Here is a 25,083-nt window from a genome sequence, read left to right as displayed (position 1 = left end):
ACCGCCCGCTTGTCGGGGCAAGGGTCAGAACAGATCCACGCTGCCCGATTGCGCCTGGGTCCGCGGCGGTGGCACCTCGTTCAGTTCCACCTCGTCATTCTTGACGAAGAGAAGCTTCACCTGGCCCGTCGTCGGCCGCAGGATCACCCGGCGGGCCAGCACGCCCCCCAGGCTTTCCGCGACGATGGGGATGCCTTCGTTGGCCAGAAAACTATGGGCAAAGGCACCATTCTGCCGCCCGATATCCGTCAAGGTGGCGGACATCCGGGCCCCGCCGAAGACCTTGGCCTGCAGGCGCGGCTTGGAGGCGCCGTTCTTCAACAGCTCGTTGATCAGCTTTTCCATCGCGTTCACGCCAAAGCGGATATGGCCGGAATCGGTTCCCCGCCCGGCCGGCAACAGGAAGTGGTTCATCCCGCCGATCGCGCCCACCGTGTCGAAAAGACAGACCGAGATGCAGGACCCCAGGACGGTGGAGAGCGATGTCTCCGCATGGGCGGAGACGTAATATGTGCCCTGAACGACGTAGACGAGTTTTCCCTCTGTGATCACAGTCATGATGCAACGCGTCCTTCTTCCGAGTTCTGGGCGCAGGCCCGCAGGATGGCGCCAGCGATCTCTGGCAGCGGCAATTGCTGGCGCACCGCACCGATTTCAAAGGCTGCCCGTGGCATGCCATAGACAACGCTGGAGCTTTCATCCTGTCCGATGGTGATGGCGCCGGCCTTGCGCAGGGCCAGCAACCCCTCGGCCCCGTCGCGCCCCATCCCGGTCAGCAGGGCCGCCACGACATGCGAGGCGACCGGCACCGCAGAGTGAAACAGCGCATCGACCGAGGGCAGGTGGCCCGAGACCAGCGGCCCGGATTCGACGGCGATCCGGTAAGGCTTGTTGGACCGCAATCGCATATGACCGGGACATCCGGCTGCGACGCAGACCCGCCCCGGGCGCAGTTCCATCCCGTCCTGGGCCGCCTCGACCACCGCATTGGTGCGCCGGGCCAGCAGGCGGATCAGGCTTTCGGAAAACCCCTGCCCGGTATGCTGCACAACTGCAACCGGCGGGCAGTCCGTGGGCAGCGCCGACAGGACCGCAAGCAAGGCATCCACCCCCCCGGTCGAGGCGCCGATGAGGATCAGCTTTCCCGGCCGGAAGGCACCGCTGCTGCGCGCCACCGCGGCAACCGGCGTCGCAAGCGCGGGATGAGGGCGCGGCGCCACGCGCCGCATCGCCGCCGAGATCTGCGCGCAGATGGTCTGGGGCGGCAGGGCCGTATCGATCGCCGGAAAGTCGTTGGCCGTTTCGGCATTGACCGGCGGGATCATCCCAGACCCGCTCAATCCACGATGATCCACGGTGATCCACCGCGCCTCCAGCGCGCGAAACAGCGCCCGCATCAGCGAAAATTCCGGCAATTGGGTCAGCTCGCGCGCGACGAGGACCATGTCCGGCTCCATCGCTTCGGCCGCCGTATAGGTCGCGGGCAGATCCGAGGCCTGGCTGATCACGCGAAAGCCCGGCACCGCGTCGAGAGCTTTGATCAGCTTGATCCGCATTGCAGGATTTCCACCTGCTATGATCACTGTGAGGTCTGGCACACTTCTCTCCTACCGATTCCTGGCCTGCGGGGGACGGGCATAAAGGTCAGAAATCCTGCCACATGCCCTTGGCGCTCGCCGGTTGGCTGCGTTGCGGCGCAGAGGTGACGGCAATCGGCGCCACAGCCTCCTTGGCCTTGCCGGGTTTCGGTCCCGCCTCGCGCGCGCTGCGCCGAAGCTCGAGGTTTTCGACCACGGGCCGTGGTGTTTTGACCGGAGGGCGCATGACCACGGCCTTCACCTGGAACTGTGCCACCAGCTCCGAAAGCCCGGAGGCTTCCTGGTTCATCGACTGGCTGGCCGCCGTCGATTCCTCGACCATGGCGGCGTTTTGCTGCGTGACCTGGTCCAGTTGTGACATGCCGACGTTGATCTCGGCCAGGCCCGTCGACTGTTCCGCCGCAGCCGAGGCGATGTTGGACACGAGCGTCGAAATATGGCCGACGCGGCTGACGATATTGGCAAGCGCATCGCCGGCCCGCCCGACCTGTTCCACCCCGCGCCCGACATGCTGGGTCGAGGCGCTGATCAGGGACTTGATCTCCTTCGCGGCGGCGGAGGAGCGTTGCGCCAAGGCCCGCACTTCCGAGGCGACCACGGCAAAGCCGCGCCCCGCGTCGCCGGCCCGGGCCGCCTCCACCCCCGCATTCAGCGCCAGAAGATTGGTCTGGAAGGCAATATCGTCGATCACCCCGATGATCTGGCTGATCTGGTCGGAGGAATTTTCGATCTCGGTCATCGCACTCACAGCCCCCTGAACCACCTTGCCGCTTTCTTCGGCTTCGGCCCGTGCCGATTTGACGATTCCCTCTACCTCGCGCGCGCCCTCTGCGGCGGAGCGGATCGAGGCGGTCAGTTCATCCAGCGCCGCCGCCGTCTCTTCCAGCGTCGCCGCTTGGGTTTCCGTCCTTGTCGACAGGTCTTCGGAGGATTGGCTGATCTCACGGGCGCGCGACCGGATGCTTTCCGCGGTGTCGACAACCAGAGAAATCGTCTCCGACAGGCGCCCGCTGGCCTGGTTGAAGTCCTGGCGCAGGCTTTCGTATTCGCCGAAATCCGTTTCGATCGTATGGGTCAAATTGCCGGAGGACAGGTTGTGCAACCCCGTCGTCAGATGCGAGACGACATGCTTGGCATGTTCCGCCGCCCGCTGCCGTGCCTGTTGCTCCGTCTCGTTGGCGGCAAGCTTTTCGCGCAGGGCATCCAGGGATTTCGCGATATCCCCGATCTCGTCATTGCGCCCGGTTTCCATAATCTCCGTCGTCAGGTCGCCACTGGCGATGGTCCGGATGGCCGTGCTGACGCGGGTGATCGGACCGGTGATGCTGCGCGCGGCGAAAGTGCCCAGCACAGCCAGAACCGCTGCTGCGGCAAGGCTTAAGATGATCAGACGGGTGACCGAGGCATTGACGTTGGCATAGGTCTCCCTGTCGGTCACTTCGACGAGGATATGGTAATCAAGGCCATCGATATTGACCTTCGCCGCCACGGAAGAGCCAATCTCGCCGGAATTGAGTTTGACATGCCGCCCGGGCACAAGGTCCTGCTCAGCGGCGCCGAGGGGGGGAAGCACGGGAAGCGGGTCAAGCACATCATAGACGGTGCCGAACCGGGAGGAGGTGCGTGCCGTTCCATCAGCGCCGAGCAGGATGACCTCTTCGGACTCGCGCAGGCCCACCGGGTTGTCCACGATATCCTGCAGACCCTTGTTGGACATCTGGACGGCAAAGACGCCGATGACTTTGCCATCTTCGCCGAGGATCGATTTGGCGGCGAAGGACGCGGGGGCGCCGGCAGAGGGTCCGTATTTGGCATAATCCGCGAAATGAACCCGCGGCGATGTGTCCGCCTTTGCCGCTGCGAAGGCGGCAGCAAGCGGGCCTTTCGCCTCGGGCCCGGTGAGGAGATTGCTGGCGAAATCGGCTTCCTTGTCGACCGTGAAGATGACGTTGCCATCCAGATCGATCAGAAAAAAATCATAAAACCCGTGCAACTGCGTCCATTTTCGAAAGGTCGGCTGAAGCTGGGCATGTTGATCGTTGTAAGGGCGCGGCACATTCGCACTGTCGAGGTCCATGCGCTTGCCGACCGGATTGGGGTTGTTGGTGATGTAATCGGCGGTCAGCGTTTCGGCCGGATTGGCGCCGATGGCCTTCCACCCCATCTCCAGGCGGCGAAAACCGGAAAGCGTCACCGGGCTGCCCGCCATATCCTGCAGGTCGCGGCCGACCTCATCATAAAAGCTTTCGACGTTGGCTTTTCGGGTCTGCAGCGTGCCCAGGATCGCGAACTCGGCATCGTGGGTCGCGAGCGATTTCAATTCAAAATATCCCACCGTGCCAACGATCGCGCACATCAACAGGCCGACTCCGACGATGGCGGCCGGGAGTTTGGTCTTCAACGGAATGGAGCCGAAATTGATCATTGTATTCCCTCTTGGCCAGTCTGGCTTGGCCCGGTCTGGTCGACTGCGAGATGCATCTTTCCGAGGGCATTCTGCAGGCGGGCATTTAAGGCCAGTTTAATGAGAGCGATTCGGACAAAGGGCCCCGCCCCCTGACATCGCAAATTCCTGGATGGCGGATGACGCGCCGCCGCCCCTTCAGAACAGCACCGGATCCGATCGGAGCGCGTCTTCCTGCGGCAGGGTATGGCCATGCAGGCGCAGCCGCAGATCGGCGAGGCGCAGACGGGTCATCGCGGCCTCAGGCACAAGGGTGCCGCTGACATGGCGCCGCGATTCCTGCGCCAGATCGTTGAGCCAAAAGGAAAGATCCTCCAGCGTCTGGCTCAGGAGATCGATCTTCTGCAAGGACACGCCGCTGGCGCGAAAGGTTGCCGCCGCGGCAGAGGCTTCCACGGTCAGTGGCGACTTGGCCAGAAGCGGCGTGATGCTGTCCTCGATCTGAAGCAGCAGTTGCGCACTGTCGGCAAGGATCGCGGCGGTGCGTTCCAAAAGGGGCGGCAGGGGTTCTTTCATCTGGCCCTCCGGTTACAGCGGGCCCACGACGCGCTCGATCGAGGCTTTCATCGTGGCGGTTGTGAAGGGCTTCCGGATGAGATTGTTCAGACCCAGCTCCTGCCCGATCCGCAAAAGCTCGGGCGTCGGCTGGCCGGTGATCAGGATGAACCCGATGCGGGCGGTCGACTTGTTGGTGCGCAAGGCATGCAGCAGCTCCAGCCCGTTCATGCCCGGCATGTTCATGTCGCAGAGAACCAGATGGACCGGGGCGGCGACCAGTTTGCCCAGGGCCGTACGTCCGTCATTCTCGGTCTGGTATTTGGTGATGCCCAGTTCTTCGAGAGATTGGGTGATCAGGGCTCGACTGACCGACATGTCATCAATCACGGTGATGCGAATGGTATCGCGCAGGCTCATTTGGCATGTCCTTCTTGACGGTCAGCGAGGGCGGCGGAGGGGGCATTGGCAGCGTCGGCAGAGGTCTGGCGGGTGCCGGAGCCCGAGGCGGTGCGCTGATAGGCGGTGACGCCCACGGCGCGAAACATCTTTTCGGCGGGACCCGCGACCCTTTCGGAATGGCCGATGCAAAGATGCGCATGGGGGGACAAAAGCTCGCCAAAGCGGGCCCAGAGCCGGGCTTGCGTCGGCTTGTCGAAATAGATCGCAACATTGCGGCAAAAGATCACCTGGAAGGGGCCGGAGATCGGCCAGTTTTCGATGAGGTTGAGCCGCCCGAAGGTGATCAGTTCGCGCGCCGCCGGGCCGATGGTGAAATGGCCCGCCTTGGCCGGATCGATGAATTTGCGCAGGGCGTCGGGAATGGCCTTCCGCTCCTCGTCCGGGTAGATGCCCGCCTTGGCCTTGGCGAGAATTTCGGAATCGACATCCGTGGCCAGGATGCGCAGGTTCAGCTTGGCAGCCTCGGGGCAGAGATTGAGCACGGTGAAGGCCAGCGAATAGGGTTCCTGCCCGGCGGAACAGCCAGCCGACCAGAGCCGCACCCGCCCGCCCTCGCGCGCCGCTTTGATCAGCGGCGGCAAAGCCACCTCGCGCAGCAGTTTGAAATGGTGATCCTCGCGGAAGAAATGCGTGACATTGGTGGTCAGCGCCGAAAGCATGGCCATGCGTTCGTCTTCGCCCTGCGGGCTGGTCAAGAGGGCGCAATAGTCACGGAACTGATCCAGCCCGAGGCTGCGCAGCCGTTTGAGCAGGCGGGAATAGACCAGATCCCGCTTGGCCAGCGTCAGGTGCAGCCCGAAATCGCGCATCGCCAGGTCCGCAATGACGGCAAAATCCGCATCGGTGAACTGTAGACGCTCGCGCGACCGGTCAGGGTCCGGACCCGGCGGCTGGACGGGAGAAATCGCCTCTCTCATGCAACGGCCCTTCCGCCCGGATGCAGAACCGCCCCAAGGTCGATGACCCGCGTCATGCCGTTTTCAATCGGGATGACACCGGTGATGCTTTGCCGCGCCATTTCGGAGCGGATGTCGGGCGTTTCCTGGATCTGCTCACGCGGCACCGAAAGGATTTCGGAGACCGCTTCCACGAGCAGACCCACGGTCTGGCCGCCATGCATGGCCACGACGATCACATTGCGCGGGTTTTCCGGGGTCTGCCCTAGGCCAAAGCGCGCGGCGAGATCGTAGATCGGGATGACGGAGCCGCGCAGGTTCATCACGCCCAGCACCTCGTGCGGCGCGTGCGGCAAGGCGGTCACCGGGCTCCACCGGCGGATTTCGCGCACCTGCGTGATCTCGATGCTGAAACTTTGCTCGCCGGCCGAGAAGGTGACGAACTCGACCTCGGATTTGGAGATATCTTCAAGCATTGGCATAGGCGGTCCTTCCCGCGTTCGAGAGGATGTTAGGCATTTGGTAGGTCGAGGAGACCCGGCCCCCGGCGATGGCATCGGGATCAAGGATCAGGGCAATGCGCCCGTCGCCGAGGACGGTCGCGGCAGAGACACCGGGGACCGAGCCGAAGTTGCTTTCCAGGCTCTTGATGACGACCTGGCGCTGGTCCTGCACGGATTCCACCACCAGCGCGCATTCGCCGAGGCTTTCGGATTCGACCAGCAGCAGAAGCGGCGCTTCCTGTGTGCCGGGCGACGGAAAGCCGAGGCTGCGCGCCACATCGACCACGGGGATCATGCGGCCGCGGATCGACAGGAGCGTTTCATCCGTGCCGATCCGGTGCAGATCGCCCGGCAGCGGGCGGATCGTCTCGATGATCGAGGTGATCGGCACGACGAGGGTCTGCCCGCCGACGGTGACCACCATGCCATCCATCACGGCCAGGGTCAGCGGCAGCATGATGGTGAATTCCGTGCCCTGCCCGGGCGCCGTGGCGATCGAGATCCTGCCGCCCAGGGCCTGGACCGCATTGCGCACGACGTCGAGACCGACGCCGCGCCCGGACAGGTTCGAAATGGTGGCGGCAGTGGAAAAGCCCGGCATGAACAGCAGTTGGTCGATTTCGGAATCGCTCAGATCCGCATCGGGGGGGACCAGACCCTTGCGCTTGGCAATCTCCAGGATCTTGGGGCGGTTGAGACCGGCGCCATCGTCCTTCACCGTGATGATCACGCTGCCCGAACGGTGCGAGGCCGACAGGCGGATCGTGCCCATCGGCGATTTTCCGGTGGTCGCGCGCGCCTCGCGGCTTTCCAGCCCGTGGTCGACCGCGTTGCGGATCATATGGGTCAGGGGATCGGCCAGACGTTCGACGACCGTCTTGTCGACTTCCGTCCCCTCGCCCGAGGTGACGAGTTCGGCCAGTTTTCCGGTTGCATCCGCCGCCTCGCGCACGATGCGCGACATGCGCTGGAACAGGGATTTCACCGGCTGGGCGCGGATGGCCATGACGCCTTCCTGAATGTCGCGCGCCAGAAGCCGGTAATCCTCGATATGCATGACAAGGTCGTCGTCATGGGTCGAGGTCATGTCCTGCAGGCGCTGCGCGATCATCGCCTGGTTGATGATCAGCTCGCCCACGGCGTTGATCAACCGGTCCACCCGGTCGAGATCCACCCGAAGGGTCGCCTTCGGGCCCTTCGCTTCGGAGCCGTCCTCGTTGCGTTCCGTCTTGGTCTTGGGCGGCACCGGAACGGCGATCTTGAATGCCGGCTGCGCGCCAAGCGGGCCATCGCTGAAGAGGCCAGCCATTGCCGGGTTCGGCCCCGGCTTGGCAGGCTCGCTGGAAGGTTTCGGGCCCGGGTTGGGCAGATCTGCGACGGTGTCGGGCGCGGGCGGCGGGCCCATCAGGGGCTTGATCGTCAGATCGCAAAGGCCGTGGACGAATTCGAACACATCCTGGACGACGGTCTCGCTTTCATCGGTGCGCAGATCCACCTTCCAGCTCAGCTTCGGCTCGGCCGGGTCGAATTCCTGCCAGTCGCTCAGCTGCGACATGTCGAGCGTGCTGGTCATCTGGCCCAGTTCGCTGAGGGCGGCGAAGAGCAGGGCCGGTTCATGGCCGTTGCTGTAAAGGGTGGCGCGCGGACGAAACTCGATATGGAAGCCGACCTGGACTTGTGGGGTGTCATCCATTGCGGCCACGGGTGCAGCCTCGGGCTCAGGTTCGGGCAGGAGGGGCGGGGTGGCATCGCCGAGGCCGGGAATATCCAGCGTCACGGCAGCGAATTCGAAATTGTCCCAGGCATCGACGGCCTCGATCTCGCCCTCGCCCAGACAGGCCTGCAGCGCGGTCAGGAAGCCCGAGGTCACCTCTTCGGCGATGGTGCGGCCGCTACGGGCGGCATCGACCAGATCGGCCAGGCAATCGGCCGAACGCATCAGCGTGTGGATGGTCTGCGGCGTCAGGTCCAGCGTGCCCGACCTTGCCGCATCCAGAACGGTTTCAAAGGAATGGGCGAAATTGACGAGGTCGGTCAGCTTGAAAGCCCCGGCCCCGCCCTTGATCGAATGAACGGCCCGAAAGACCGAATTGAGCGTTTCCTTGTCAAACTCGGCGCCTTGCATCGACTCGAGCCCCTCGGCGAGCGATTCAAGCAGCTCCTCCGTTTCTTCAAAGAAGGTATCGAGGATCGGGTTGCTCATCTTACGCCACCATCCCCGTCACCCGGCGAATGACGGACACGAGCGAGACGTCGTCGAAGGGTTTGACGATCCAGCCGGTCGCCCCGGCATCGCGCGCCCGGGCCTTCAGCTTGTCGCCGCTTTCGGTGGTCAGCACCAGAATCGGCACCTGATTGTCGATATCGCCATGGCGGATCGCGTCGATGACGCCATAGCCATCCATATTGGGCATGTTGATGTCGGTGATCACCACATCCGGGCGCACCTCGGCATAGCGTTCGACCCCTTCCACGCCGTCACAGGCCGATTCGAAATCAAACCCCGCCTCCTCCATGACCGAGCGCAGAAGTTCGCGGATTGTCTTGGAATCATCGATGGCAAGTACTTTCAGCGTCATTTCAAACCACTCCAGCCAGTGTTTTCAGCGTTGAGTCCCAGACGGGTGAAGTCCTGCACCAGTCGGGGCGGCAAGTCGGATACGTCAAAGCCCAGATCGCGCCCCTTCCAGGCGCGGGCCGCGGTCAAAAGCAGCTGAACCACCCGGGAATCGGGGCGTTTCTGGTGGCGCATCGAAATGCGGACCGACTGCTCGCCAGACCCCTCCAGAAAGCTCATCAGGGGTTCGGAGCGACCGATGCTCAGCCGCTCCTGTGGTTCGAAAAGTTTCCAGTCACGCGTCATGGGCATCTCTCAGGTACAATCCGCGAATGTTACATGTGATCCAATGCCCGCTTCGACCCGGGCTCCCTATCGGATAGCCCGCGGCGCTTAAGAATTGGTTTCGCTGAAATGGCCGAATGGGTCCGCAGGCGCATGAGGCCGCCGGAACCCAGGGTAAATTGGTTAAAAGGCGAGGATTCGGTGCAGCGACCCGCAGATCATGGCGTCTGGCGGGCAGAGGCGGGGCCTGTCAGGCGGCCTCCGCAGGGCGCAGAATCAGTCGGGTTGCAGCATGTAGCCTTCGCCGCGCACGGTCTGCAGATAGCGGGGTTGACGCGGGTCATCCTCGATCTTGCGGCGCAGGCGGGTGATCTGGACATCGACGGCGCGCTCCTGCCCGCCGCTGGCCTCCTTGGGCATGTCGCCGGTCAGACGCTCGCGCGCGACGGGCACGCCGGGGGCGGCGGCAAAGATCCGCATCAGCTGCGCCTCGGTCGCGGTCAGGCGGATCAGCTCGTTGCCGCGCCAGAGCTCGCCCCGTTCGGGGTCATAGCGCGCGGCGCCAAGCTGCAGGTGTTTCGGCCCGGTCTCGGAGGGTTTGACCTGCGGCACCCGGCGCAGGATCGCATTGATCCGCAGGAGAAGTTCCTTTGGTTCAAAGGGCTTGACGAGGTAGTCATCCGCCCCGGCCTCCAGCCCCTCGATCCGGTTGGAGGCCTCGCCCCGCGCGGTCAGCAGAAGGACCGGAATCGCCAGATGCCTGCGCAGATCGCGGGTGAAGCTGATGCCGTCTTCGCCGGGCATCATCACGTCGAGGACCAAAAGATCGAAGTCGAGACCCGCCATCAGCCGCCGCGCCTGATCGGCATTGCGCGCGGTGGTGACCAGAAAGCCGCTGCGGATCAGGAATTTCTGAAGAAGGCCGCGGATGCGTTCATCGTCATCCACCACCAAAAGATGGGCCTGCAGATCGTTCATGTCACGTCCTCCCGCAGGCCAAGATACTGCCGGCGCATTTCGGGGTCCATCATCGCCTCCAGCACGGTGCGGAAGCCTTGAACCGCCTGCGGCCCGGCGGCACGGTAGGCGGCGCGCATCCGGGCGCGCTGCGCATCCGACAGGGCGCGTTCCAGCGCCAGGCCCTTCTCGGTCAGATGCAGGCGGCGTTCGCGCTTGTCGGTCTTGCCGACCCGCGCCTCGACCAGGTTGTCGTCGAATAGGGTCCGCAAGACCCGGTTCAGGCTTTGCTTGGTCACGCCCAGAATGCCGAGCAGGCTGGAGACCGTCAGCCCCGGCGCGCGGTTGATGAAATGGATCGCCCGGTGATGCGCGCGGCCATAATCCATCTTCTCGAGGATCCGGTCGGGATCGGCCGTGAACCCGCGATAGGCGAAGAACATCGCCTCGATCCCCTTGCGCAGCTGCTCGTCGGTGAGGAACAAGAGGTTTTCGCCGCCGGCGGATGGTTCGGCCATGGATATCTCCTTCGTTGCCTGGAATTTACGTCAGCCTTGTTGACATTCCAAGACATAACTGTTAGCCCGGCGTCGATTTTGCGCAACATTATGTCCGAAGCGGACCGATCCAGCGCAACATTTGCAAAAGCGGAGGCTGAGATGGCAGGATATGACGATCGTGACGGGTTCATCTGGATGGATGGCAAACTGGTGGAATGGCGCGAGGCCAAGGTCCATATCCTGACCCATGCGCTGCACTATGCCTCCTCCGTATTTGAAGGCGAGCGCTGCTACAACGGCAAGATCTTCAAATCGACCGAGCATTCCGAGCGTCTGCTGAAATCGGGCGCGCTGCTGGACATGCCGATCCCCTATACCGCCGCCCAGATCGACGCCGCCAAGGCCGAGGTTCTGGCCGCCAATGGCCTGACCGACGCCTATGTCCGCGCCATCGCCTTCCGCGGCGCGGGCGAGGAGATGGGGGTGGCGGCCCTCGCCAACCCGGTGCGGCTGGCCATCGCCTGCTGGACCTGGGGCGCCTATTACGGTGACGCGAAGTTCAAGGGCGCGAAGCTCGACATTTCCAAGTGGAAGCGGCCTTCGCCCGAGACGATCCCATCGGCCGCCAAGGCCTCGGGGCTTTACATGATCTGCACCATGTCCAAGCACGCGGCGATGGCCAAGGGCTGCTCGGACGCGATGATGTACGATTATCGCGGCTATGTGGCCGAGGCGACCGGGGCGAATATCTTCTTCGTCAAGAACGGCGAAGTGCATACCCCCCTGGCCGATGCCTTCCTGAACGGCATCACGCGGCAGACCGTGATCGGCATGCTGCGCGACATGCAGATCGTGGTGCATGAACGCCATATCCTGCCGGAAGAGCTGGCGAGCTTCGAGCAGTGCTGGCTGACCGGCACCGCGGCCGAAGTGACCCCGGTCGGCCAGATCGGCGAGCACATGTTCGAGGTGGGCGAGCTGACCAAGCGGATCGCCACCGCCTACGAGGCGCTCGTCCGGGCGTGATCCGGCTGCAAGGATGGGCAGCATTGCCCATCCTACCTTCCCTGTTGCGCCTTTTGCCCCGAATCCGTCTTCTGGCCGTTTCCCCGGACTGCTACCAAGGGCAGAACAGAGGAGGACGTCATGACCATTCGTTGGGGGATCATCGGGCCGGGCGCCATCGCGCATAACTATGCGGACGGGCTGGCGCAGACCGAAGCGGGCAGGCTGGTGGCAGTCTGTGGCCGCGATGCCGGGCGGCGCGATGCCTTTGGCGATGCCTATGCCATCCCCGCCGAACACCGCCATGCCACGACGGCGGCGATCCTCGCCGATCCCGAGGTCGATGCGATCTACATCTCCACCCCGCATCCGCAGCATGCCGAACTGTCGATTGCCGCCCTGCGCGCCGGCAAGCATGTGCTCTGCGAAAAGCCCGCCGGGATGAATGCCGCCGAGGTCATCGCCGTGACCGAGGTTGCAGCGCAGGAGGGCCGCTTCTTCATGGAGGCCTTCATGTACCGCTGCCATCCCCAGATGGCCCGTGTGCTGGAGATCATCGCCGCCGGAGAGATCGGCACCCTGCTGCACATCCGCACCCAGTTCGGCTTTGACGCGCCCTACGAGCCCGGCTCGCGGCTTTACGAGATGGCGCTGGGCGGCGGCGGCATCCTCGATGTCGGCGGCTATCCCGTATCGCTCTCCCGGTTGATCGCCGGGGCGGCGGTGGGGCAGCCCTTTGCCAACCCGGTCAGCGTCAAGGGCACCGGGGTTCTGGCGGACACCGGGGTCGATGCCGTCTCGCACGGGCTGTTGACCTTCGCCTCGGGCTTTGTCGCCGAGATTGCGGTGGCGGTCTGCCGGACCATGGACAACCGGGCGATCATCACCGGCTCCAAGGGCCGGATCGTGATCGACGACCCCTGGGTGCCGGGGCGCAACGCCGGGCCCTCGGATGCGACCTTCCATGTCACGGTGGGCGAGACGACCCGGACCGAGACGCTGCGCGACCCGCGAATGCTTTTCGCCTTCGAGGCGGAGTATGTCTCCAAGGCCATCGCGGCGGGCGCCTTGCAGGCCGCTTCCCCCGCGCCCGCCCATGCCGATTCCATCGGCAACAACGAGACGCTCGACCGCTGGCGGGCCGAGGTCGGCTACAAGACCTTCGCCGAACGTCCCGAGACCAACCGGACCCTGCCGTGCGTTGTCCCCAAGGGCCTGCCGCCGATGCCGATGGCCCGGCTGGAGGGCGTGGCGCTGCCCATCTCCAAACTGATCCTCGGCTGCGACAACCGCAACACCCTGGCCGAAGGCGCGATCACCTGGGATGCCTGGATGGAGGCGGGCGGTAATGCCTTCGATACGGGCTTCATCTATGGCGGCGGGTTGCACGAGGCGGTGCTCGGCGAATGGATCGCCGCGCGCGGGGTGGCCAAGGAGGTCGTGGTGATCGCCAAGGGCGCCCACACGCCCTATTGCACCCCCGGCGCCATCGCGGCCGAGCTGGAGATCAGCCTTGACCGTCTGGGCCTGCCGATCGCCCCCATCTACATCCTGCACCGCGACAATCCGGATGTCCCGGTCGGCGAATTCGTCGATGCCCTGAACGCGCTGAAACAGGCGGGCAAGATCGGCATCTTCGGCGGGTCGAACTGGACGCCCGCGAGGCTGGCCGAGGCCAATGCCTATGCCGCGGCGCGGGGGCTGGAGCCCTTCCGCATCCTGAACAACAACCTGTCGCTGGCGGTGATGGAACAACCGCTCTGGCCGGGCTGTGTCACCTCCAACACGCCGGAAACGCTGGACTTCCTGCGCAAGGGCGGGGTGGCGCATCTGTCCTGGTCATCGCAGGCGCGGGGCTATTTCCTGCCCGAGGCCCTGCGCAACCGCCTGTCCAAGGACACCGGGCCCGAGGCCTGCTTTGGCAGTACCGCCAATGCCGAGCGGCGCCGCCGGGCCGAGGCTTTGGCCGCCGAAAAGGGCGTCACCGCCCATAACATCGCAACGGCCTGGGTCCTGAACCAGAGCTTCCCCTCGCTGGCGCTGATCGGCCCGCGCTCGCCGGGCGAGATCGTCTCGACCCTGCCGGGGGCGGCGCTGGCCCTGAGCGAGGCCGAGGTCCTGTGGCTGAACCTGGAGCGGGACGCCCGCTAGCGCGACTGCCAGGCCGAGGTTTTCGAGGCCGGGCCGATCCGCTTGGGGAGGTCGGCCTTGGCGGTCACCGAACTCGCCTTGGGTGCCGCATTCTGGCCCATCTGGTGCAGCGTCGGTTTCGGCGCTGGCGCCGCGGTCTCGCTGCCATCCTCCGCGGCGGCGGCGGGCATGACCGAGGCCATGGCGTTGCTTGCCATCTCGACCAGGCCCAGATCCTGCGCCATCCCGAAGCCTGCGAGGCCCAGCACCGGCAGGATCGACAGGGTCAGCAGAAGGCCGAAGGGCCGCTGACGGCTGGCCGAGCCGAAGGCGAATTGCGCGACCATGGCGGCGGGCCAGCCGCCGAGCAGCGACAAGAGCAGCAGCTGAAACGCCGGCATCCGCATCTCGCCCGCTGCGACCCGCCGCGCATCGACGGTGAAGGCGACGAAGGTCAGCAGGTTCACCAGAAGGAGCCAGCTGGCAAGGCTTGCGATCAGGATGGCCGGCGAGCCGGAGGAGGAGAGGGCATCTGTCATCATGCCCCCTCCCTAGCCGGCGATCAGGGCAGGATTGCGGAAAACCCGTGCCGGTTTGTGGGAAAATGCCCGCCGCCGCTATGCCCACAGGACCAGATGCGGCACCCCGTTCGAGGTCTTGTCGGGCGAAACCCCCTCGGCCCCTATCACCTTGCGCAACCGGCTGCGGAAGTTGGAGAAGCTGTCGAAACTCACCACATCGACCGGGGTTTCAAGGTCGAGCGTGACCTCGTAAAGCCCCTCTCCCACCTCGCGCAGGTCCACGACCTCGGCGAGGAAGGCCTGGCCGAGGTAGCGCCCCGGCACGATCTGGCCGATGTGAACCGGCGGGCGGGGTTCGTTGCCGATGGCGGCGTGCAGCGTGTTCCAGTCGCGCTGGCCGTAGCTTTTGGCGATCAGCTCCAGTGCTGCGGAATGGCTGATCTCGCGGCCGCGGGTCGCGAGGTCGGCGCGCAGGTGGCGGGCTTGCGCCTTGGCGGCGTCAAGATTGGGAAGTGGGGTCATGGCCTGTCCTGAGGGACGTCTTGCGCCGGGGCCTGCGTTGCCGATGCGTCCCGAGGAGATCAGGTTGCGCGTGTCTTCCCCGGTTTCACCATGATTGCAGGCGGCAGGGACCAGAGACCCTGCCGCCCGACATAGGCGGTTTGCCCCCGCCCGTCAACGCGGTCAGACGCTGCGGCCGCGGGCGATCCGGGTGAATTCAACCACGCGCCGCGCCTGTCCCGCCGCAATATGCTGGCGTTGCCAGACCGTGTGGAAGGCGGTCTCGGATCGGTCGCGCGCGATGCGCAGGAACTGCTTCAGGCGTTGCGAGCCGGAAGCGCTGCGGTGGTCCGCCAGATGTTTTGTCATGTGGGTCCCCTCGGTTGTGGACTCATGTCTTACCACAAAATCGCCGGTTTTCCTATCGCGGTGCCGGGTGACGTTGCGTGGCCTTGCCGACCCGGGGCCTCCGGGTCGGCGGAAATCGCCCTCAAAGGCTGTCGCGGCGCAGCGGCGTGGTGGAACAATGAAGCCCGCCACCGTTCTTGTGGTTGGCGGCATAGGGAAGCGTGGTCCAGGTCACGCCCGCCGCGGCAAGGCGGTCGAGCGTGCGGTTGGTGGCACCTTCGGGCATGAAGACCTTGCCGGGCGCGACGGCCAGCGAGTTCACGATCCACGGGTCGTCGCCGGGGTCGGTCTCGATATAGCGGATGCCGCGGGCGGTCAGCTCTTCAAGGAAGGAATAGGGCAGGCCCATCGGGTTCAGGATCGCCAGATCCTTGTCGATCATCAGGAAAGAGACGTCGAGGTGGATGTCATAGCCGGTCAGCTCGACGATCAGCAGATCCACCCCCTGACGTTTCAGAACCTCGCCCACCTGTTCGGCGCCCTCGCGGTTGACCCGCACGCCGACGCCGATGGCGCAGGTCTTCTCGTTCAGCCAGGCAAAGCTGCCGCCTTCCATGATGCCGCGGCCGGAGATGGTCCGCAGGATCGGGATGCCGATCTTGGCCAGCGTCCGGGTCACGGCCAGTTCCTCGCCCCGGCGGATGCGGGCGCCCATCCGGCAGACGATGGCGCCGCCCTTGACCATGATGACCGGGTCGCGGGTGTAGATCTGCTTCAGCCGGTTGCCGGCCTCGCCCTCCATGTAATGGACCTCCACCCCCTCGGCCTGCAGGGCGGCGACGAAGCCGTCGTGCTGGCGCTGCATCTGGACGAGGTCGGGGAGGCTGTCGGATTGGAAGTACCAGCCCACGGCAGGATCGCCGTAGCTTCCGATGTCGGGCAGACGCTTGGCGGGGTCGACCACGTTCATTTCCGGCCCCGGGCGGTGCATCAGGATCGAGCGGATCTTGCCCACGTCGTTGTCGATGCCCCAGACCTGCCCCCAGGAGGCCATCAGCTCGGAGGGGTCCTCGAAGGGCGGTTCGGCGCCGGCGGCGAAGGTCTTGACGGTTTGGGTATAGATCCAGTGGGGGTTGCTCATGGTGGGCCCTTGGGTTGGATTGCACGCGTGCAATCTTTGGTAAGTATCTGATATCGCTTGTTTCTGGCCTGTGCTGTTAACCTTTTATTAAAGGTTTCACACCGCCGAAAAGCCGTTGTCGACGAAAAGCTGGGTGCCGTTGACGAACTCGGCATCGTCCGAGGCGAGATACAAAGCGGCGCGGGCGATGTCCTCGGGTTGGCCGAAACGGCCCTGCGCAGCTTTCAGCGCGGCTTCGGAGACGTCGACGCCGAGGGCGGTCAGCTCCTTCACCTCGCGCAATCCATGCGGGGTTTCGATGAAGCCGGGGCAGACGGCGTTGCAGCGGATGCCGCGGTCGCGGAACTCCACCGCGATGGCACGGGCGAACATGTGGCAGGCGCCCTTGGTCGCGTCGTAAAGCACCTCGTTCGGCGTGGCATAGACGGCGGAGATCGAGGAGGTGCAGACGATGGCGCCCTTGCCGGCCTCCAGCATCATCGGCAGGACGGCGCGGGTCATCAGGTACATGGACTTCACGTTGACGTCGAAGAGGAAGTCCCAGTCCGCCTCCTCGGTCTCGAGGAAGGGTTTGATGACGATGGTGCCAGCATGGTTGAAAAGCACATTGACCGGGCCAAGCGCCGCCTTGACGCTGGCGACGGCGGCATCGACCTCGGCCTTCTTCGACACATCGGCGGCGGCGAAGGTGACGCGGTGGCCGGCCGCGGCCAGGTCCTGCGCCAGGGCCTGACCCACCGCGACATTGCGGTCGATGATGCCGACGGCGGCCCCTTCGACGGCGAACAAACGCACAGCGGCGGCACCACAGCCCGTGGCACCGCCGGAAACAATCGCTACTTTACCCTTGAGACGGTCGACCATGGCACCCTCCGGTTTCGGCGTCAGCCTAACACCGGGGGGCGCGGGGGCAAGGTCAGACCAGCGCGGTTTCCACCGTCGCTTCGCCGCGCGAGAAGTGCGAATAGGGGCAGATGAAATGGCCGCGCTCGACCATCTTGGCGGCGACATCGGCGGGCACGCCGGGCAGGGAAACCTCAAGCTTCACCGACAGGCCGAAGCCGCCTTCCGAACGCGGGCCGATGCCGACCTTGGCGGTCACGGTGGCCGCATCCGGCACGGTGCCGAGCTTTTCGGAGGCGGCGGCAAAGCGCATCGCGCCCAGATAGCAGGCGGCATAGCCCATCGCGAACAGCTCTTCGGGGTTGTGGCCCAGGCCCGAACCGCCCAGCTCCTTCGGCGAAGCCATGGTGACGGTCAGCGAGCCATTGGCCAGCTTGGACAGACCGTTGCGGCCACCGCCGTTTGCCGTGGCTTCGGTCCAGTATTTCGGGTCAATCGACATCATGCTCTCCAATCGTGTTCGATTTGATCGTGAGCGATGGAATAGCTGAGTCGCGGGGTTCCGTCAAGGCTCTTGCGATTTTATCGTGTACGATTTATTTAGAGGGCAGAGGTGTGCGATGAAACTGCAAGATATGATCTGCTTTTCTCTCTATTCGGCCAACCATGCGATGCAGAAGGTCTACCAGCCGCTGCTGGCGCCCCTGGGTCTGACCTATCCGCAGTATCTGGTGCTGATGGTGCTGTGGGACGAGGATGGCCGCAGCGTCGGCGATCTGGGCCGGGCGCTGCAGCTGGAATCGAACACGCTGACGCCCTTGTTGAAACGGATGGAGGTGCAGGGTCTGGTGACCCGCGCCCGCGTGGCAGAGGATGAGCGGCAGGTGCGGGTGAGCTTGACCGCGAAGGGCCGCGCCCTGCAGGACGAAAGCGCCGCGCTGTCGGGCTGCATCTTCGACGCCTGCGGGCTGGCGCTGGAGGATCTGACCGCGCTGCGCGATCAGATTATCGGTCTGCGCGACCGTCTGCGAGCCGACTGAGCGCCCACTGCGCCGCCTCGGCCACGGTGGGGTCGGGGTCTTGGGTCAGGCGCCGGGCCACCGGGATCAGGGCGGGATCGGCGGAATTGCCGATGGCGTAGGCGACGTTGCGCGTCATCCGGTCACGGCCGATCCGCTTGATGGGCGAGCCGGCAAAGCGGGCGCGAAAGGCGGCATCGTCAAGGCTGGCAAGATCGGCGAGTTCGGGCAGGCCGACCTTCGGCTGATAGCCGATCTCATGGGCGGTTGCGGCGAATTTGTTCCACGGGCAGGCGGCCAGGCAATCGTCGCAGCCATAGATCCGGTTGCCCATCAGGGGGCGGAGTTCAGGGTCCACCGGACCCTTGTGCTCGATGGTCAGGTAAGAAATGCAGCGCCGCGCGTCGAGCTGGTAGGGCGCGGGGAAGGCCTTGGTCGGGCAGGCGTCCAGGCAGGCGGTGCAGGAGCCGCAATGGCTGGTCTCGGGCGTGTCCTTGGGCAGGTCCAGCGTGGTGAAGATCGCGCCGAGGAAGAACCAGTTGCCGAGATCGCGGCTGAGGAGATTGGTGTGCTTGCCCTGCCAGCCGAGGCCCGCAGCTTGCGCGAGGGGTTTCTCCATCACCGGGGCGGTGTCAACGAAGACCTTGATCTCACAGGGTTCCCCCGCCTTGGCGCTTTGATCCATCATCCAGCGGCCAAGACGTTTGAGGCGGCGCTTGACCAGGTCGTGGTAGTCCTTGCCCTGGGCATAGGTCGAGATCACGCCATGACTCGGGTGGTTCAGGCCTTCGAGCGGGTTGGTTTCGGGGGTGTAAACCTCGGCCAGCATGATGACCGAACGCGCCGCGGGCCAGAGAGCGGCGGGATTGGCGCGCCAGGCTTCGCGGTCGGCCATCCAGGACATCTGGCCGTGCTGGCCGGCGTCCAGAAAGGCGCGCAGGCGGGGGATGGCTTCGGGAATCGCATCCGGCGCGCAGATGCCGAGGGCGGAAAAACCCTCGCGCAGGGCCTGGGCGCGCAGCGTCGCATGATCCACGTCATTCTCCCTTTCGCGGGGCGGGTGTATCAGAGGGATGCGGCAAAATCCACCGGCCGGGCCTGTGGCAATCTTGCATCGGGGGCTGTGGCTTCCCACATGAGGCTCAGGCTGCAAGTGACGTGCCTTTGATGGGCGTCCGATGCGGTGCTGCAAGGGAGACTGTGATGAATCTTGAGAAATTTACCGAACGCTCGCGTGGCTTTCTGCAAGCCGCGCAGACGATTGCGATGCGCGAAAGCCATCAAAGGCTCGCGCCGGAACATCTGCTGAAGGCGCTGATGGATGACGATCAGGGCCTGGCCGCCAACCTGATCCGCCGCTCGGGGGGTGAGCCGGAGCGGGTGGTGGAGGCCTTGACGCTGGCGATGGCCAAGCTGCCCAAGGTTTCGGGCGATGCGCAGCCCTTCATGGACCCCGCCCTGGCCCGCGTGCTGGACGAGGCGGAGAAAGTTGCGAAGAAAGCGGGCGACAGCTTCGTGCCGGTCGAACGCATCCTGATGGCGCTGTGCATGGTGGCGTCGAAGGCCAAGGAGGCCCTGGATGCCGGTGCCGTGACCGCGCAGAACCTCAACACCGCGATCAATGACATCCGCAAAGGGCGGACGGCGGATTCGGCCTCCGCCGAGGAAGGCTATGACGCCTTGAAGAAATACGCCCGCGACCTGACCGAGGCTGCGGCGGAGGGCAAGATCGACCCGATCATCGGCCGCGACGACGAAATTCGCCGCACGATGCAGGTCCTGTCGCGCCGCACCAAGAACAACCCGGTGCTGATCGGGGAGCCGGGCGTGGGCAAGACCGCGATTGCCGAGGGCCTGGCCCTGCGCATCGTCAACGGCGACGTGCCGGAAAGCCTGCGGAATAAAAAGCTGATGGCGCTGGACATGGGCGCGCTGATCGCCGGCTCGAAATACCGGGGCGAGTTCGAGGAGCGGCTGAAAGCCGTGCTGAACGAGGTCACCACGGCGGAAGGCGAAATCATCCTCTTCATCGACGAGATGCACACGCTGGTCGGCGCGGGCAAATCCGATGGTGCCATGGATGCGGCCAACCTGATCAAGCCGGCTTTGGCGCGGGGCGAGCTGCATTGCGTCGGCGCCACCACGCTGGATGAATACCGCAAATATGTCGAAAAGGACGCGGCCCTGGCCCGGCGCTTCCAGCCGGTGATGGTGTCGGAGCCGACGGTGGAAGACACGATCTCGATCCTCCGCGGTATCAAGGAGAAGTACGAGCTGCACCATGGCGTGCGCATCTCGGACTCGGCCCTGGTGGCGGCGGCGACGCTGTCGCACCGTTATATCACCGACCGTTTCCTGCCCGACAAGGCGATCGACCTGGTGGACGAAGCCGCCTCGCGGCTGCGGATGGAGGTGGATTCCAAGCCCGAGGAGCTGGACGCGCTCGACCGCCAGATCCTGCAATTGCAGATCGAAGCGGAAGCCCTGAAGAAGGAAGACGACGCGGCCTCGAAAGACCGGCTGGAGCGGCTGGAAAAGGAACTGGCGGATCTGCAGGAACAGTCGGCCTCGATGACGGCCACCTGGCAGGCGGAGCGTGACAGCCTGGAAAAGGCCCGCGAAATCAAGGAACAGCTGGACCGCGCCCGCGCCGAGTTGGAAGGCGCCAAGCGCGACGGCGACTTTGCCAAGGCGGGCGAGCTGCAATACGGGCGGATTCCGGGGCTTGAGAAAGCTCTGGTCGAGGCCGAGGCGCGCGAAGGCGAGGCCTTGGTGTCCGAAGCCGTGCGGCCCGAGCAGATTGCCGAAGTGGTGGAGCGTTGGACCGGTATCCCGACCTCGCGCATGCTTGAGGGTGAGAAGGAAAAGCTGCTCGCCATGGAAGAAAAGCTGGGCGAGCGGGTCGTGGGGCAGAAGGCTGCGGTGACCGCCGTGGCCAATGCCGTGCGCCGGGCGCGCGCCGGTCTGAACGACGAGGGGCGGCCCCTGGGCAGTTTCCTCTTCCTCGGGCCGACGGGTGTGGGCAAGACCGAGCTGACCAAGGCCTTGGCCGAGTACCTCTTTGACGACGACTCTGCGATGGTGCGGATCGACATGAGCGAATTCATGGAGAAACATGCCGTCTCCCGCCTGATCGGCGCGCCGCCCGGCTATGTCGGCTATGATGAAGGCGGGGTTCTGACCGAAGCGGTCCGGCGCCGTCCCTATCAGGTCGTGCTGTTCGACGAGGTGGAAAAGGCCCATCCGGACGTGTTCAACGTCCTCTTGCAGGTCTTGGACGACGGGGTTCTGACCGATGGCCAGGGCCGCACCGTGGACTTCAAGCAGACGCTGATCATCCTGACCTCGAACCTCGGGGCCTATTCTTTGAGCCAGCTGCCGGAAGGTGCGGACCCGACGCAAGCAAGGGCCGAGGTGATGGAAGCGGTGCGGGCGCATTTCCGCCCCGAATTCCTGAACCGTCTGGACGAGACGATCATCTTCGACCGTCTGGCCCGCAGCGACATGGGCGCCATCGTCGACATCCAGCTGAAGAAGCTGGAGGCGCGGCTGGCCGGGCGCAAGATCACGCTGACGCTTGACGCGGCGGCGCGGCATTGGCTGGCGGATGAGGGCTATGACCCGGTCTACGGGGCACGCCCCCTGAAGCGGGTGATCCAGCGCAACCTGCAGGATCAGCTGGCGCAGATGCTGCTGGCGGGCGAGATCCTCGACGGGTCGACCGTCACCGTCTCGGCCGGGATCGAGGGGCTGTTGATCGGCGACCGGGTGGTGCCTTCCGCCCGCGAGCGGATGCAGCCGCATGTGGTGCACTGAGCGATCGGTGCGGGATCGGGGGGCTTCGGCCCCCCTTTTCGTTTCACGGCCCCCTTTTCCCCGAGTTTCCGATAGTGGAAATCCGTGTCGGTTTTTCACGACAAAGCGCCGCAAGGGGGCGATTTTCCCGCTTGCGCCCGACCAGATCAGCCCGTAATTCCGGCGGCGGGACACCCCTCCCCAACGGGGGGCTTATATCTGGAAGGATACCATGTCTGATCTGCAGACCCCGGCAGCGCTGCCGGCAAACCCGCGCTTTTCCTCTGGCCCCTGCGCCAAGATCCCCGGCTTCTCCCTCGACATGTTGGCTGATGCACCGCTGGGCCGGTCGCACCGTGCCGCGGTTGGCAAGGCCAAGCTGAAAGAGGCGATCGACCTCACCCGCGAAATTCTGGGCGTGCCGGCCGATTACCGCATCGGCATCGTGCCGGCCTCGGACACCGGGGCTGTCGAGATGGCGATGTGGAGCCTTCTGGGCGCGCGTCCGGTCGAGATGCTGGCCTGGGAGTCCTTCGGTGAAGGCTGGGTCACCGATGTGGTCAAGCAGCTGAAACTGAACGCGAAAGTCAAGGTCGCGCCCTATGGGCAGATCGTCGATTTCGCCACGGTGGATTTCGATTCGGACGTGGTCTTCACCTGGAACGGCACCACCTCGGGCTGCCGGTTGCCCAATGGCGATGCGATCCCGGCCAACCGCGCCGGCCTGACCATCTGCGATGCGACCTCGGCCGCCTTTGCGATGGAGCTGCCCTGGGACAAGCTGGATGTGACGACCTTCTCCTGGCAGAAGGTGCTGGGCGGTGAGGGTGCGCATGGGATGCTGATCCTTTCGCCGCGGGCTGTCGAACGGCTGGAAAGCTATACCCCCGCCTGGCCCCTGCCGAAGATCTTCCGCATGACCTCCAAGGGCAAGATTTCCGAAGGGATCTTCCTCGGTGAGACGATCAACACGCCCTCGATGCTGGCGGTCGAGGATTACCTCGTGTCGCTGAAATGGGCCAAGTCGATCGGCGGGCTGCAAGGGCTGGTGGCGCGGGCCAGGGCCAATGCGCAGGTCATCTGGGATTTCTGCGCCGCCAACACCTGGATCGCCAACCTGGCCGAGACGGCGGAGATCGCCTCCACGACTTCCGTCTGCCTGAAGTTCACCGACCCGCGGATCAAGGACGGCGAGGCCTTCGCCAAGGCCGTCGCCAAGCGGATCGAGAAGGCCGGTGCCGGTCTCGACATGGGCGCCTACCGCGACGCGCCTCCCGGCCTCAGGGTCTGGTGTGGCTCGACGGTGGAAACCTCCGATGTCAAAGCCCTGATGCCCTGGATCGCCTATGCCTTCCAGGCGGAAATCGCCGCCCAATAAAGCGCCGTACAGATGTTGGTAGGATGGGCAATTTGCCCATCTTCCTCACCCCCCATTCATAGGAGCCCATCATGGCCCCCCGCGTTCTCGTATCCGACGAACTCTCTGAAACCGCTGTGCAAATCTTCCGCGACCGTGGTGTCGAGGTCGATTACATGCCGAAACTTGGCAAGGACAAGGATGCCCTTGCCGCCATCATCGACCAGTATGATGGCCTCGCCATCCGTTCGGCCACCAAGGCCACCGAAAAGCTGCTCGAGAAGGCCACCCGCCTCAAGGTGATCGGCCGCGCCGGCATTGGTGTCGACAATGTCGACATCCCCGCCGCCTCCAAGAAAGGCGTGATCGTGATGAACACGCCCTTCGGCAATTCGATCACCACCGCCGAACATGCCATCGCGATGATGTTCGCCGTTGCGCGGCAAATCCCCGAGGCGAACGCCTCCACCCAGGCCGGAAAGTGGGAGAAGACCCGCTTCATGGGGGTCGAGCTGTTCAACAAGACCCTCGGCGTGATCGGCGCCGGCAATATCGGCGGCATCGTCTGCGACCGTGCGGTCGGGCTGAAGATGAAGGTCGTGGCCTATGACCCCTTCCTGTCGGAAGAGCGCGCCAAGACGCTTGGCGTGACCAAGGTCGAACTGGACGAGTTGCTCGCCCGCGCCGATTTCATCACCCTGCATGTGCCCCTGACCGACAAGACCAAGAACATCCTGTCGCGCGAGGCCCTGGCCAAGACCAAGCCCGGCGTGCGGATCATCAACTGCGCCCGGGGGGGCCTGGTGGATGAGGCGGCTTTGGCCGAGGCGCTGACCTCGGGCCATGTCGCCGGTGCCGCGTTGGACGTGTTCGAGGTCGAGCCCGCCACCGCCAGCCCGCTGTTCGGCCTGCCCAACGTGGTCTGCACCCCGCACCTCGGCGCCTCCACCTCGGAAGCGCAGGAGAATGTGGCGCTGCAGGTGGCGGAACAGATGTCGGATTATCTGCTGACCGGCGCCGTGCAGAACGCGCTCAACATGCCCAATGTCACCGCCGAACAGGCCGTGGTGATGGGGCCCTGGATCAAGCTGGCCGGTCACCTCGGCGCCTTCATCGGCCAGATGACCGACGAGCCGATCCGCGCCATCAACATCCTTTACGATGGCCGCGTCTCGGACATGAACCTTGCCGCGCTGAACCAGTCGGTGATCGCCGGGGTGCTGAAGGCGCAGAACCCGGATGTGAACCTCGTCTCGGCGCCGATCGTGGCCAAGGACAAGGGCATCCAGATCTCCACCACCCGGCAGGACAAGACCGGCGTCTTCGACGCCTATATCAAGGTCACCATGGTCACCGACAAGCGTGAGCGTTCGGTGGCGGGCACCTGCTTTGCTGATGGCAAGCCGCGCTTCATCCAGATCAAGGGCATCAACATCGACGCCGAGATCGGGCAGCACATGCTGTACACCACCAACGAGGACGTGCCCGGTATCATCGGTCTGCTGGGCATGACCATGGGCAAGAACAACGTCAACATTGCGAACTTCACCCTTGGCCGTTCCGGCGTGGGCCAGGACGCCATCGCGATCCTCTATCTCGACGAGCGGATCGACCAGAAAGTGCTCGACACTCTCGAATCGACCGGCATGTTCAGCCAGGTCAAGGCGCTGGAATTCGTCGGCGCCTGAGCCGGCCTGCGCCAAAGG

The 25,083-nt window shown here is 64.8% G+C and carries 25 protein-coding genes; 6 read left to right on the top strand and 19 right to left on the bottom strand.

Features of this window, described 5'->3' with window-relative positions; genetic code table 11:
• Positions 1-24: 24 nt before the first annotated feature.
• The 12 genes from AC1DZT_RS06245 to AC1DZT_RS06190 form a co-directional block, all read right to left on the bottom strand.
• On the bottom strand, positions 25-558 hold the full coding sequence (locus AC1DZT_RS06245; protein ID WP_478005747.1) for a chemotaxis protein CheD: 534 nt from the start codon (positions 556-558) through the stop codon (positions 25-27).
• Positions 555-1,556 carry a CheB methylesterase domain-containing protein gene (locus AC1DZT_RS06240; protein WP_478005746.1) on the bottom strand — a complete coding sequence of 334 codons (1,002 nt, stop codon included), beginning with the start codon at positions 1,554-1,556 and terminating at the stop codon, positions 555-557. Before AC1DZT_RS06240 ends, AC1DZT_RS06245 begins: the two co-directional genes overlap by 4 nt.
• Positions 1,557-1,644: 88 nt before the next feature.
• Complete coding sequence (locus tag AC1DZT_RS06235) at positions 1,645-4,023, bottom strand: methyl-accepting chemotaxis protein (protein WP_478005745.1); 2,379 nt, start codon at positions 4,021-4,023, stop codon at positions 1,645-1,647.
• A 177-nt stretch (positions 4,024-4,200) separates the two neighbouring features.
• On the bottom strand, positions 4,201-4,578 hold the full coding sequence (locus AC1DZT_RS06230; protein WP_478005744.1) for a hypothetical protein: 378 nt from the start codon (positions 4,576-4,578) through the stop codon (positions 4,201-4,203).
• A 12-nt stretch (positions 4,579-4,590) separates the two neighbouring features.
• The gene (locus AC1DZT_RS06225) at positions 4,591-4,977 is read right to left on the bottom strand and encodes a response regulator (RefSeq protein ID WP_478005743.1); all 387 of its coding nucleotides are present in this window, start codon (positions 4,975-4,977) and stop codon (positions 4,591-4,593) included.
• On the bottom strand, positions 4,974-5,936 hold the full coding sequence (locus tag AC1DZT_RS06220; protein WP_478005742.1) for a CheR family methyltransferase: 963 nt from the start codon (positions 5,934-5,936) through the stop codon (positions 4,974-4,976). Before AC1DZT_RS06220 ends, AC1DZT_RS06225 begins: the two co-directional genes overlap by 4 nt.
• The gene (locus AC1DZT_RS06215; protein WP_478005741.1) at positions 5,933-6,397 is read right to left on the bottom strand and encodes a chemotaxis protein CheW; all 465 of its coding nucleotides are present in this window, start codon (positions 6,395-6,397) and stop codon (positions 5,933-5,935) included. The genes AC1DZT_RS06220 and AC1DZT_RS06215 overlap by 4 nt, the downstream gene beginning before the upstream one ends.
• Positions 6,384-8,621: a chemotaxis protein CheA gene (locus AC1DZT_RS06210; RefSeq protein ID WP_478005740.1), complete on the bottom strand. Its 2,238-nt coding sequence runs from the start codon at positions 8,619-8,621 to the stop codon at positions 6,384-6,386. Before AC1DZT_RS06210 ends, AC1DZT_RS06215 begins: the two co-directional genes overlap by 14 nt.
• 1 nt (position 8,622) lies before the next feature.
• On the bottom strand, positions 8,623-8,997 hold the full coding sequence (locus tag AC1DZT_RS06205; protein WP_477998669.1) for a response regulator: 375 nt from the start codon (positions 8,995-8,997) through the stop codon (positions 8,623-8,625).
• Positions 8,994-9,281, bottom strand: coding sequence for an STAS domain-containing protein (locus tag AC1DZT_RS06200; RefSeq protein WP_478005739.1), 288 nt, complete (start codon positions 9,279-9,281; stop codon positions 8,994-8,996). Before AC1DZT_RS06200 ends, AC1DZT_RS06205 begins: the two co-directional genes overlap by 4 nt.
• 255 nt (positions 9,282-9,536) lie before the next feature.
• Positions 9,537-10,238 (bottom strand): response regulator, encoded by a 702-nt coding sequence (locus AC1DZT_RS06195; RefSeq protein WP_478005738.1) that lies wholly within the window; start codon positions 10,236-10,238, stop codon positions 9,537-9,539.
• Positions 10,235-10,735: a MarR family winged helix-turn-helix transcriptional regulator gene (locus AC1DZT_RS06190; protein ID WP_477998672.1), complete on the bottom strand. Its 501-nt coding sequence runs from the start codon at positions 10,733-10,735 to the stop codon at positions 10,235-10,237. The genes AC1DZT_RS06195 and AC1DZT_RS06190 overlap by 4 nt, the downstream gene beginning before the upstream one ends.
• Before the next feature lie 141 nt (positions 10,736-10,876).
• Here AC1DZT_RS06190 and AC1DZT_RS06185 point away from each other — a divergent pair, with 141 nt between their 5' ends.
• Positions 10,877-11,743, top strand: coding sequence for a branched-chain amino acid aminotransferase (locus AC1DZT_RS06185; RefSeq protein ID WP_478005737.1), 867 nt, complete (start codon positions 10,877-10,879; stop codon positions 11,741-11,743).
• A 120-nt stretch (positions 11,744-11,863) separates the two neighbouring features.
• Positions 11,864-13,873 (top strand): aldo/keto reductase, encoded by a 2,010-nt coding sequence (locus AC1DZT_RS06180; RefSeq protein ID WP_478005736.1) that lies wholly within the window; start codon positions 11,864-11,866, stop codon positions 13,871-13,873.
• Here the strand turns inward: AC1DZT_RS06180 and AC1DZT_RS06175 are convergent.
• The 6 genes from AC1DZT_RS06175 to AC1DZT_RS06150 form a co-directional block, all read right to left on the bottom strand.
• On the bottom strand, positions 13,870-14,394 hold the full coding sequence (locus AC1DZT_RS06175) for a DUF1294 domain-containing protein (protein ID WP_478005735.1): 525 nt from the start codon (positions 14,392-14,394) through the stop codon (positions 13,870-13,872). The genes AC1DZT_RS06180 and AC1DZT_RS06175 overlap by 4 nt on opposite strands.
• A gap of 75 nt (positions 14,395-14,469) precedes the next feature.
• Positions 14,470-14,895: a glyoxalase superfamily protein gene (locus AC1DZT_RS06170; RefSeq protein ID WP_478005734.1), complete on the bottom strand. Its 426-nt coding sequence runs from the start codon at positions 14,893-14,895 to the stop codon at positions 14,470-14,472.
• A 162-nt stretch (positions 14,896-15,057) separates the two neighbouring features.
• Positions 15,058-15,243, bottom strand: coding sequence for a hypothetical protein (locus AC1DZT_RS06165; RefSeq protein ID WP_478005733.1), 186 nt, complete (start codon positions 15,241-15,243; stop codon positions 15,058-15,060).
• Positions 15,244-15,364: 121 nt separating this feature from the next.
• Entirely contained in the window at positions 15,365-16,363 is a 999-nt protein-coding gene (locus AC1DZT_RS06160) for a dimethylarginine dimethylaminohydrolase family protein (protein ID WP_478005732.1), read from the bottom strand.
• A 96-nt stretch (positions 16,364-16,459) separates the two neighbouring features.
• On the bottom strand, positions 16,460-17,227 hold the full coding sequence (locus tag AC1DZT_RS06155) for an SDR family NAD(P)-dependent oxidoreductase (RefSeq protein WP_478005731.1): 768 nt from the start codon (positions 17,225-17,227) through the stop codon (positions 16,460-16,462).
• A 52-nt stretch (positions 17,228-17,279) separates the two neighbouring features.
• Positions 17,280-17,708, bottom strand: a complete 429-nt coding sequence (locus AC1DZT_RS06150; protein WP_478005730.1) for an organic hydroperoxide resistance protein — start codon at positions 17,706-17,708, stop codon at positions 17,280-17,282.
• A gap of 118 nt (positions 17,709-17,826) precedes the next feature.
• Between AC1DZT_RS06150 and AC1DZT_RS06145 the strand changes: the two genes are divergently transcribed.
• Positions 17,827-18,246 (top strand): MarR family winged helix-turn-helix transcriptional regulator, encoded by a 420-nt coding sequence (locus AC1DZT_RS06145; RefSeq protein ID WP_478005729.1) that lies wholly within the window; start codon positions 17,827-17,829, stop codon positions 18,244-18,246.
• Here the strand turns inward: AC1DZT_RS06145 and queG are convergent.
• Positions 18,212-19,261 carry a tRNA epoxyqueuosine(34) reductase QueG gene (gene queG, locus AC1DZT_RS06140; protein ID WP_478005728.1) on the bottom strand — a complete coding sequence of 350 codons (1,050 nt, stop codon included), beginning with the start codon at positions 19,259-19,261 and terminating at the stop codon, positions 18,212-18,214. The two genes, AC1DZT_RS06145 and queG, sit on opposite strands and share 35 nt — an antisense overlap.
• A gap of 167 nt (positions 19,262-19,428) precedes the next feature.
• Here queG and clpB point away from each other — a divergent pair, with 167 nt between their 5' ends.
• The 3 genes from clpB (at position 19,429) to serA (ending at position 25,065) form a co-directional block, all read left to right on the top strand.
• A complete protein-coding gene (gene clpB, locus AC1DZT_RS06135; protein WP_478005727.1) occupies positions 19,429-22,041 on the top strand; it encodes an ATP-dependent chaperone ClpB in 2,613 nt (870 codons plus the stop codon).
• A 211-nt stretch (positions 22,042-22,252) separates the two neighbouring features.
• Positions 22,253-23,398, top strand: a complete 1,146-nt coding sequence (locus AC1DZT_RS06130) for a phosphoserine transaminase (protein WP_478005726.1) — start codon at positions 22,253-22,255, stop codon at positions 23,396-23,398.
• Positions 23,399-23,469: 71 nt separating this feature from the next.
• Complete coding sequence (gene serA, locus AC1DZT_RS06125; protein WP_478005725.1) at positions 23,470-25,065, top strand: phosphoglycerate dehydrogenase; 1,596 nt, start codon at positions 23,470-23,472, stop codon at positions 25,063-25,065.
• Positions 25,066-25,083: the final 18 nt, after the last annotated feature.

The sequence above is a fragment of the Rhodobacter sp. P1_C2 genome (assembly GCF_056406375.1).
Note: the sequence above shows the minus strand (reverse complement) of the source record. Positions and strands in the feature narration are given on the sequence as shown.